Genomic DNA, 2,469 nt, shown 5'->3' on the forward strand with positions numbered 1-2,469 from the left:
CCCCCGCGCCGCCTCGACCGCCTTCCTCCTGGCGGTGGCCGCCGTCGTCGCGGTCACGGCCGGCGGCACCGTCTACGCCGTGGTCCGCGGCGGCGACACCACCCCCGGAGTCCCCGGCCAGCGCACCCGCACGGCCCCGGCTCCGACCGGAACCGCCGGTCCCGGCGGGCCCACGACCTCCGGACCGGGCTCGGCCCCGGGCTCCGGCTCCGCTTCCGGATCCGGCTCCGCTTCCGGATCCGGTTCCGCTTCGGTACCAACGGCCCCGTCGGCGCCTTCGGCCCCGTCATCCCCGCCGACCGACGCCCTCCCACCCGCCTACGTCGGCACCTGGCGCACCACCTCCACCACCCAGACCTGGCAACTCACCCTCACCCCCGGCAAGGTCGGCGACCCGGTGATGACGCTCTCGGTCCAGGACCGGGACTACTCGTGCAGTTGGACCGCCCCGCTCCAGCACGGCGGCGACGCCGTGGAACTCGGCGCGTCGGCCCTCTCCGCAGGCGGCCCCCCGTCCTGCGAGCCGGGCCCCTGGAGCCGCCTACGGCTCCTCCCCGACGGCACGCTCCAACGGGAGCTGGTGGACAGCGGCCGGCCGCCCCTCACGTACCACCGGGACTGATCCGATTGTGTCGAAGTCAATAAGCCTGCACGTAAAGCCTGTTGTGGCCGGCACGCCGCCCCGCACACTGCCGCCCATGGAGCCGTTGAGGGTGGTGACAGATCTGTGGGAACGCATCAGCGCACACGACTGGTCCGCGGTCGGCGCGCTGGTCGCCGAGGACGCCGTCGTCGAGTGGCCGGTCAGCGCCGAACGGATCGTCGGCCGCGCCAACCTCCTCGCGGTACTGAGCGACACCGGTGACGCCGCCCCGTACGCCGACCGCACGCCGGTCCAGGTCCTGCGCGCCCTCGCCGACGGGGACCAGGTGGTCACCGAGATCGAGATGGCGCACGAACACCTCGTCTACCGCGCCGTCTCGCTGTGGACCGTACGCGACGGCCAGGTCGTCGGCGCCCGCGAGTACTGGACCTGTCCCGGCCAGGACCCGGCGCCCCGCTGGCGCGCGGGCTACGTCGAACCCCTCAAACCACTGGAACAGGCGGAGCCTGCGTAGCCGCTGAGGCAGGAAAGCCGACCCGACGGGCACGGCACGGCCGAGCCACCCGTACGGCATGCTGGTCCGCATGCTCGCGCACCTGCTGACCGCCACCGGCCTACTCGCCCTGCTCACGCTCGTGCCGGGGCCGGACATGGCCGTTGTGACCCGGCGCGCCGTGGCCGCCGGGCGGGCGGACGGCCTGCGGACCGTCGCCGGCATCGCCTGCGGCCTGCTCGTGTGGGGCGCCCTCACGGCCGCCGGCCTGGCGGCGCTGCTCGCCGCGTCCGCCGAGGTGTACCTGGCGGTGAAACTGGCGGGCGCGGCCTACCTGGTGTTCCTCGGCGTGCAGTCCCTGCGTCGAGCGGGCCGCGACACCGGGGTGCGCATCGACGACGGTGCCGGCACGAGCGGCGACAGCCCTGACGCCGGCGGCAACGGCAACGCCAGCGGCAACGGCAACGGCAGCAGCAACGGCGGCGCCTGGCGCACCGGTCTGGTCGCCAACCTCCTCAACCCCAAGATCGCCGTCTTCTACACCGGCCTCCTCCCCACCCTCGCGCCACCCGTCCCGCCCGGCCTGCCCCCGGCGACCGGCATGGGCCTGCTGGTCCTGGTCCACGTGCTGCTGACACTGCTCTGGCTCGGCTCGTACGTGTACGTCCTGTCGCGCGCCCAGCGCCTGTTCACCCGCCCCCGCGTACGCCGCGCGCTGGACCGGCTGACAGGAATCGTCCTGATCGCCTTCGGGGTACGCGTGGCGACGGCGGCGTCGTGACGCACGCTCGGCAACGACTCCACCGGGCTACTGCACTTCGCCCTCCCCGTCACCCCCGTAATACCTAAGAGCTACAAACAAACCCCGCTCCACAGCGGGACGCCGACCACAGGCGGCAGTTCCTAGCTTCGGTACCGGAGAGAAGGCCTCTCCTCGCTCCGGACCGAAGGACGCCGCATGACCAGCAGCAGCCCCCAGCGCAGCAGCGACCGCACCCCCCGGCCGTGCGATATACGCGGCATGCGCAACGGGCACGGCACGCACGGCGGCGGCGCGCACGGCCCGCACAGCGAGGGCAGCAAGGGCAGCGCGGGCAGCAACGGCAGCAACGGCAGCAACGGCAGCAACGGCAACGAGAGGAACGGACGCAGCGGACGCCGCACGCACAGCGGAATCCACAGGCGCGGGCGGCTGCTCCGCACCGCTCTGGCCGGCCTGATCGCCGCCGCGGTCGTCGTGCCGCTCTCCGCCGCGGCCTCGCCCGACGTCCCGGCCCCCTCCCCCACCCGCTTCTCCGACAGCTCTCCCCCGCCGGAGCGCTACGCCGCCAACCTCGACAACCGCCGCCGCGCCGCGGCCATGGCCCAGGAC

At 73.9% G+C, this 2,469-nt stretch carries 2 protein-coding genes and 2 pseudogenes; all 4 read left to right on the top strand.

Annotation, left to right across the window (positions count from 1 at the left end):
• Positions 1-622, top strand: a pseudogene (locus EF918_RS39235) (hypothetical protein); the annotation flags it as partial.
• A 76-nt stretch (positions 623-698) separates the two neighbouring features.
• Complete coding sequence (locus EF918_RS34750; RefSeq protein WP_125652847.1) at positions 699-1,118, top strand: nuclear transport factor 2 family protein; 420 nt, start codon at positions 699-701, stop codon at positions 1,116-1,118.
• 70 nt (positions 1,119-1,188) lie between these two features.
• Positions 1,189-1,878 (top strand): LysE family translocator, encoded by a 690-nt coding sequence (locus tag EF918_RS34755; RefSeq protein ID WP_125652848.1) that lies wholly within the window; start codon positions 1,189-1,191, stop codon positions 1,876-1,878.
• A gap of 177 nt (positions 1,879-2,055) precedes the next feature.
• Positions 2,056-2,469, top strand: a pseudogene (locus EF918_RS34760) (hypothetical protein); the annotation flags it as partial.

Source organism: Streptomyces sp. WAC06614 (genome assembly GCF_003949795.1).
In the GTDB taxonomy this organism is placed as follows: Bacteria; Actinomycetota; Actinomycetes; order Streptomycetales; family Streptomycetaceae; genus Streptomyces.